General features: G+C 69.3%; 5 protein-coding genes. 2 read left to right on the top strand and 3 right to left on the bottom strand.

The window, feature by feature from the left end; all coding sequences use genetic code 11:
• Positions 1 to 206: 206 nt before the first annotated feature.
• Positions 207 to 617, bottom strand: a complete 411-nt coding sequence (locus tag RAC81_RS16760; protein ID WP_375083414.1) for an MmcQ/YjbR family DNA-binding protein — start codon at positions 615 to 617, stop codon at positions 207 to 209.
• Positions 618 to 740: 123 nt separating this feature from the next.
• Positions 741 to 3,737, bottom strand: coding sequence for an alpha-mannosidase (locus tag RAC81_RS16755; protein ID WP_375083413.1), 2,997 nt, complete (start codon positions 3,735 to 3,737; stop codon positions 741 to 743).
• A 166-nt stretch (positions 3,738 to 3,903) separates the two neighbouring features.
• On the opposite strand from RAC81_RS16755, the gene RAC81_RS16750 reads away from it, so the two are divergent.
• Entirely contained in the window at positions 3,904 to 4,935 is a 1,032-nt protein-coding gene (locus RAC81_RS16750; protein ID WP_375083412.1) for a LacI family DNA-binding transcriptional regulator, read from the top strand.
• 15 nt (positions 4,936 to 4,950) lie between these two features.
• On the opposite strand, the gene RAC81_RS16745 is transcribed toward RAC81_RS16750, so the two are convergent.
• On the bottom strand, positions 4,951 to 6,261 hold the full coding sequence (locus RAC81_RS16745) for a glycosyl hydrolase (RefSeq protein ID WP_375083411.1): 1,311 nt from the start codon (positions 6,259 to 6,261) through the stop codon (positions 4,951 to 4,953).
• 213 nt (positions 6,262 to 6,474) lie between these two features.
• Here RAC81_RS16745 and RAC81_RS16740 point away from each other — a divergent pair, with 213 nt between their 5' ends.
• Entirely contained in the window at positions 6,475 to 7,776 is a 1,302-nt protein-coding gene (locus RAC81_RS16740) for an ABC transporter substrate-binding protein (RefSeq protein WP_375083410.1), read from the top strand.
• Position 7,777: the final 1 nt, after the last annotated feature.

Below are 7,777 nucleotides of genomic sequence, written 5' to 3'. Positions count from 1 at the left end.
GCCCTCATCCAACCCGGAACCTCCGACATTCACACGGGTGAAACCACGCAAAACGGGCCAGGTCAGAAGGGTATTCCAGAACACCGGAACACGGTGCGAGCGGCGAGGGAGAAGGCCCCGGCGAACCAGAAACCTCACCACGTTTCGTCTCGCTCCGCTCGCGCAACGACCCGGGATCGGAGCAGCAGCGGAGCGAAGATCCCGAACTAGGCGAGTCCGCGCTCGTCGAGCCATCGCTTCGCGACGAGCACCGGCGCTCGCACGAGCCAGGCTTCAGCGATGAGCTCCGCGAGGCGGTCGCGATCGATCGCATCCAGCTTCACGAGAAGCCCCGAGTACCCGTCGAAATGCGGGATCGAGAAGAGGATGCCCGGCTCGGCCGCGAGCAGCGCCTCCTTCTCCTCCTGACTCCCGACCCGCACGGCGAGCACCGGCCCCTCGGGCCACGCGGCTCCGAGCGCGGCGAGCTGCCGCAGGTCGGTCGCTCGGGGACCGCGGATCCACGCGATCTGCCCGCTCGACAATCGCCACGCCGGCTCCCCGGTATGGCCGCCCACCCGCTCGGTCACGCCGGGCAGCGCGAGCGCGATCGCTCGCACGTCGTCGATGGTCGCCATGTCGCCATCGTCCTCCCGCAGAGCGGTCGCCACAACCGCCCGTCGCACACGCGCGCCGGCAAAGTCACACACGCGGGAAAGTCACACCCGCGCGGCAGAGTCGCACGCACGCGGGAGGACGGCTCAGCGTGTGATGCGCAGCGTCCGCACCTCGAACGGTCGCAGCGACAGCTCTCCACCCACGCGGGCATCCTCCAGCGGATCCTCGATGAGCGACACCTCGCGGATCTCCGCATGCTCGAACCCGACGGTCAGCGCCCCGGTCGTGCGGCGACCGAGCGCCTCGTACAGCCGCACGATCACATCACCCGATCCGTCGTCGGCAAGCTTGACGCCCGAGACGACGATGCCGTCGCCCGCGACCGACACGAGCGGCTCGACCTCGCGCGCACCGCGCACGACGGAGGCCGGCGCGTTCAGCGCGATGCCCTCGGCGGTGGCGATCGCGGCATCCGCTCCGATCACGAACCCGATCTCGATCTGGTGCGACCCGTGGTCGGTGTCGGGGTCGGGGAAACGCGGCGCGCGCAGCAGCGACAGACGCACGGTCGTCGTGACAGCGTCGCCGTCCACGTCACGCGACGTGTCGTAGCCGTAGATCGAGTCGTTGACGAGCGCGACCCCGAAGTCCTGCTCGCGCACGAGCACGAAGCGGTGCATCGACGCCTCGAACTTCGCAGCCTCCCAGCTGGTGTTCGTGTGGGTGACGCGCGCCTGATAGCCGAACTGCGTCTCGGCCTCGGTGTGCGACGCCTGCACGTCGAGGGGGAAGGCGAGCTTCAGCAGCTTCTCGGTCTCGTGCCAGTCGACGTCGTTGCGCAGGTGCACGGTGCGCGACCCCGCGGCCAGCACGATGCTCTGCTCGATGCGCGACTGCGAGAACTCGCGCACCACCCGCACCACGGCTGCGCCGTCGACGATGGATGCCGAGATCGACGCCACCTCGGTCAGGTCGGTGACGCTGTTGCGGTAGTAGCGGTCGATGTCCCACGCGTCCCACATGTTCGGGAAGTCCTGGTGCAGCTGGAACAGGTTCGCGGCGCGGCCCTCTGCGACGGCCTCTCGTCCTGTGGCCTTGTCGACGGCCGACACGATCAGGCCCTCGCTCGACACGAGCACCGACACGAGGTCGTTCTCCAGCCGCCAGCCGCCGGACTCCTCGCTGAGCGACACAGAAGAGTCGGCGGGTTCGCCCACCCACGCAGCGCCGAGCGCGCGTCCGCGACCGCCGACGGAGCTCGGCGTGAACCGCAGCTCGCGGTCGCCCTCGCCCGCGAGCGAGCGCCGCGCGGCATCCGCGATGTCCTGCGCGTCCGACAGCACGCCGCTGAGCACCTCGACGGCCTCGCGGTGCACCCAGGCGATCGAGGTGCCGGGCAGGATGTCGTGGAACTCGTGCAGCAGTACGATCTCCCACAGCCGGTCGATCTCGGCCTTGGGGTACGCGGCGCCGGTGCGCACGGCATCCGTCGCAGCCCACAGCTCCGCCTCGACGAGCGCGTGCTCGGCCCAGCGGTGCAGCGCCTTCGTCGCGTGCTGGCTGGTGAGCGTGCCGCGGTGCAGTTCGAGGTAGAGCTCGCCGACCCAGACCGCGGGGTTGGCGATCTCGGCGCGCGCCTTCTCGAAGAAGGAGTCCGGATGCTCCCACTCGACGCGCGCGCTGCCCTCGAGGTCGCGCAGGCGCTCCGCCTTGCCGGTCATCTCGCGCGTGGTGCCGCCGCCGCCGTCGCCCCAGCCGACCGGGGCGATCGACCGCGAGGAGACGCGGTTCTCCTTGAACTGGCGGGACGCCTTTGCGACCTCCATGCCGCTCAGCTGCGAGTTGTAGGTGTCCATCGACGGGAAGTGCGTGAACATCCGCGAACCGTCGATGCCCTCCCACAGGAAGGAGTGGTGCGGGAACACGTTCTGCTGGTTCCAGGAGATCTTCTGCGTGAAGAACCACTCGAATCCCGCCCGCCGCATGAGCTGGGGCAGGGCGGGCGAGTACCCGAAGCTGTCGGGCAGCCAGACCCCCTTCGAGCGGATGCCGAACTCGCGCTCGAAGAACCGCTGGCCGTACGCGAACTGGCGCACGAGCGACTCCCCCGTGGGCATCACGGTGTCGGATTCGACCCACATGCCGCCGAGCGGCAGGAAGCGTCCGTCGGCGACGGCGGCCTTCACGCGCTCCCACACCTCGGGGCGGTGCTGCTTGAGCCACGCGTACTGCTGCGCGCTCGACATGCCGTACTGGAAGTCGGGGTGCTCCTCGATCAGCGAGGTCATCGACGAGGTCGTGCGGGCGACCTTGCGGATCGTCTCTCGCACCGGCCACAGCCAGGCGGAGTCGATGTGCGCGTGCCCGATCGCCGAGATCTGATGTGCGCTCGCCTCTGCGGGAGCGGCGAGGACACCTTCGAGACGAGCCCGGGCGTCGGATGCCGTCTCGGCGATGCGCTGCAGGTCGAGCACGTCGAGCGCGTCATCCATCGCCTGCAGGATGCGCATGCGGCGCGGCGAGGTCGGCGCGAGCTCGGCCTGCAGCTCGTACAGGACCTCGAGATCGAGGGACAGGTCGAAGACCTCCTGCTCGAACACGGCGAGGTCCATCCGCCGCGAGCGGTACAGGCGCTCCGGGGACGAGGTGCGGATGTCGCCCTCCTGGGTGGGGAGGAAGGGGTGGTAGTCGAGCAGTACGGGGTTCGCGGCCGCCTCGAGGTACAGCTCCACGGGCTCGTCGCCCCGCGCGGTCTGCGTGATCGGGACCCACTGGTTGCGCGGGTTGATGCTCTTCACGGGCGAGCCGTCGGGGCGGTAGACGAGCGCCTCGCACTGGAACCCGGGCATGTTGATGTCGAAGCCGAGGTCGATCACTGCCTCGACGCGGCGGCCGGCCCACTCCGCCGGCACGCTGCCGGTGAGGCGGAACCAGGTGGTGCCCCAGGCCGGACCCCACATCTCGCCGACCGCGGCCGGCTCGAAGTCGAGGGCGAGTCCCTCGGTCGGGGCGATGGGCTCCCCCGGCAGCTCGTGCAGTGCGATCTCCAGCGGCGCGGAGGCCGAGTGGATGGCGGGTCGGATCCGCTCTTCCAGGACGCGCTTGACGCGGCCGACGGTGAGCGAGGTGTCGTCATGCATGGGTCAGTCTCCGAGCTCGACGGTGAGAGGGGGCGGGTGACGGCGAGGGGGAATGCGGTGCCGTCCGACGATGCTATCGGATTTACTAAAGCGATCTAGCATCCGGGCTCACAGGGTGTCGTCACTCCTTCCTGCGGGCTAAACCGATCAAGTAGGGTGAGGGACTATGAGTCCGGCGAAACGCGTCACCATCGCCGATATCGCGCGCATGGCCGGCGTCTCGCCCGGGGCCGTCTCGTTCGCCCTCAACGGCCGTCCGGGCGTGAGCGAGGAGACGCGGCAGCGCATCCTGACGATCGTCGAGGAGAACGGCTGGCAGCCCAGCTCCGCAGCCAGGGCACTCGTCGGGGCGCGCGCGAACACGGTCGGCTTCGCCCTCGCGCGTCCGGCCCGTTCCCTCGGCTCGGAGGCGTTCTTCACCGACCTCATCGCCGGCATCGAATCGCGGCTCTCCGAGAGCAAGGTCAGCCTGCAGCTGCGCCTCGTCAGCGGCATCGCCGAGGAGATGGAGGTGCATCGGCAGTGGCGCTCGTCCAATCAGGTCGACGGCATCATCCTGATCGACCCTCGCGACGACGACCCCCGCGGCGAGCGCATCACCGCCCTCGACGCCCGCGCCGTCATGATCGGCTCGAAGCCGTCGCCCGAAGGCTCCGTGCCGAGCGTGTGGATCGGCGACGACGCCGTGGCCGACGCCCTGTTCTCGTATCTCGCCGCGCTGGGCCATGAGCGCATCGCCTACGTGGCGGGGCCCGCCGAGCTCGAGCACACGCGGCTGCGCGCTGAGGTGCTCGAGCGGATGACCGGCGACGGGATCGCGGGCGAGGTCATCACGACCGACTTCTCCCCCGCGCGCGCGTCGGCCGTGACCCGCACGCTCCTGGCCGGCCGTCAGCGTCCGACCGCGATCGTCTACGACAATGACGTCATGGCCGTGGCCGGGCTCAGGGTGGCCCAGGAGATGGGTCGACACGTCCCCCGCGACGTGTCGCTCGCATCCTTCGATGACTCGGTGATCGCCGGACTCATCAACCCGTCGATCACCGCGATGACGCGTGACACGTTCGAGCTCGGCGAGCGCGCGGCGACGCTGCTGCTGCAGCAGATCGAGGCCGGAGCGAACCTGCCGAGCGTCGAGGGCCCGACCCCGACGCTGACCGTGCGCGAGAGCACCGCGCCGCCGGCGCCGGTCGCCTGAGCGGGCGACCCCGGCTCAGGCCTGCACGACGGTGTTCACCGAGCCGTAGCGGTCGACGCCGCTCGCGGCGAGATCCGGACGGATGAGGTGTCGGATGCCGCGGGCGTCGAGCGCCGCGGCATCGAGCGCGTCGAGGGAGGTGACCAGGGCGGGGTCGAGCCCGCCGGCGCACGCATCCACCCACGCCTGGAACACCGCTCCGCCCGGGCTCAGGGCGGCCCGGCTCACCGGCACCTCCCGCTCGTCGACCTCGACGACGATCGCGGTGTCGCGCGCGGGGGGCGCGGTGCGTCGCCGCAGCTCGGGGATGAGCTCGGCGAGGCGGAGGCCGATCGACTTCGCCGCACCCGTCTGATCGATGAGGCCCAGCGAGTACTCCAGCTCGGGGAAGTCCCCGAGCTCGCGGCTCACGTCGTGCGAGCACCACCAGGTGATGCCCCAGAGGTTCTCGGTGCGCGCGGCCGAACGGACCGTCGCCTCGAGGAAGTCGGGCATCTCGTCGTCGGCGAGGCAGTTCGACGGCGCACCGACCTCCTGCAGCCAGACGACGCGTTCGGGGTCGGTCGCGAAGGCGCGGGAGAGCTCGATGAGGTACTCGGCGTGCCGGTCGGAGGCGACCGACCTTCCGCCGTAGCGCTGCGCGGTGCCGTTGAAGATCCAGGAGTGGATGGTAGTCATCGCGCCGAGACGCGAGGCATGCGCCGGCGTGAAACCATGCCCGTCCATGTACCAGACCGCGTCGTACTCGCTGTGCACGTGCGGCAGACCGGGGGCTGCCTGTTCGGCGGCCGACAGCAGCACCTCGATCCATCCGCCCGCCTCGTCCTGCGTGACCGGCCAGGGGGACGGATGCGTGTGCGCGGAGAACTGGTTGACCTCGTTGCCGAGCGTCAGACCGAGGAAGTTGGGGGCATCGGCGAGCGCACGGCCCAGCCGATCGACGAGCGCGATCTGGCCGTCGAGAGCCCTGGCATCGGTGAACATGTTCTTGTCGTGCCACGTGAACAGCCACGACGGCACGAAGTCGAAGCTCGACAGGTGCCCCTGGATGACGTCGACGCTCGCGTCCAGGCCGAACTCCGACGCGATGTCGACCATCGCTCGCACGTCGTCGACGGCCTTGCTGCGGATGAGGGTGCGGTTCGGCTGCAGCACGGTCCACAGCGGGAAGACGCGGACGTGGTCGAGTCCGAGCTCGGCGAGCGCCGCGAAGTCTCGGCGCACGTCATCGGGGGTGAAGTCCAGCCAGGAGTGCATCCAGTCCTTCGACGGCGTGTAGTTCGCCCCGAATCTCAGGGGAGCATCGAGAGCGCCGCGCTGCGTCATGTATCCGGACCTTTCCGACGGTGTCCTCCGGCGAGGACGGGATCGGACCACTATAACGCTTGAGCAACGCCGTGCCTACAACCGCATGCATGACCCTGCGCGACCGCTCGAGTGAGCCTTGACACGCGCCGTTTCGGATGGTTTCATCTGCTAAAGCGCTGTAGTCCAATGACCGGACCCACGCCCTATCGCCCGCCTCGAGGAAGAAGCACGATGAGAGTTCCGACACGCATTGCCACGGTGGCAGCCTTCAGCATCGGCGTCCTGGCGCTGACGAGTTGCACGGGAGGCGGGGGCGGCACGAGCGATTCCGGCCCCATCGACACGTCCGGCGAACTGAGCGGGACCATCCAGTTCCAGACCTGGTCGCTCAAGAACGAGAAGTTCACCCCGTACTTCGAGGACCTCATCGACGCGTTCGAGGAGGAGCACCCCGACGTCACGGTCGAGTGGCTCGACCAGCCGGGCGACGGCTACCAGGAGAAGATCCTGAGCCAGGCCAACGCCGACACCCTGCCCGACGTGCTGAACCTGCCGCCCGACATCGCGTATCCGCTGGTCGCCGCCGGCAAGCTCCTCGATGTCGACGAGGCGGATGCCGACCTGAAGGACGCGTACAACACCGGAGCGTGGGAGTCGTACAGCCAGTACCCCGGCGTCGACGGCACCTACGGCCTCCCCTGGTACCTCTCCAGCGACGCCTCGTGGTGGAACCTCGCGCAGCTCGCGCCCTACGGCGTCACCGAGGACAACCTGCCCACCACGGTCGACGAACTGCTCACCCTCGCGAAGGACGTCGCATCGGAGTCGGGCGGCAAGGTGCAGCTGCTGTCGTCGATCCCCGCGCTCGACACCTTCACCTCCGCCGGCATGGAGGTCATCGACGACGAGGGCGAGTTCGTCTTCAACACCGACGAGGCAGCCGAGATCATCCAGGCCTACGCCGACGCCTACGCCGCCGGAGCGATGCCCGCCGAGGCTCTGACCGGCGACTACGGCGGGAACGCCGAGGCGTACATCCAGGAGAAGGTCGCCTTCACCACCGGAGGCACCGGCTTCACGACCGACCTGCAGAAGGACGCCCCGGCGCTCCTCGAGAACACGGTCGCGACGCCGCGCCTCGGCATCCCTCCCCTGTACGTGCAGGGACTCAACGTCTCGGCCGACTCCGACAACAAGTCGGCGGCCCTCGCGTTCGCCGAGTTCGTGACGAACGAGGAGAACCAGATCGCGTTCTCGTCGCTCGCCGTCGGCACCGCGCCGGGCACCGCCTCGGGCGGCGACACCGTGGTCGAGAACATCTCGTCGTCGGTCACCGACCCCAAGCAGCTCGCCGCGATCGACACGGTGTTCACCGCGATGCAGGACGCGAAGGCGATCCCGTTCCAGTGGACGTCCGACATGGCGACGTACATGACGCAGCAGATCGCGCTCGCCATCAACGGCGAGGCCGACCCGAAGACGCAGCTCGACAAGATCGTCGAGTACGCCAACGCGAACCGGGTGGACCAGTAAG

Source organism: Microbacterium sp. CR_7, from assembly GCF_041954755.1.
Lineage (GTDB): Bacteria > Actinomycetota > Actinomycetes > Actinomycetales > Microbacteriaceae > Microbacterium.
Note: the sequence above shows the minus strand (reverse complement) of the source record. Positions and strands in the feature narration are given on the sequence as shown.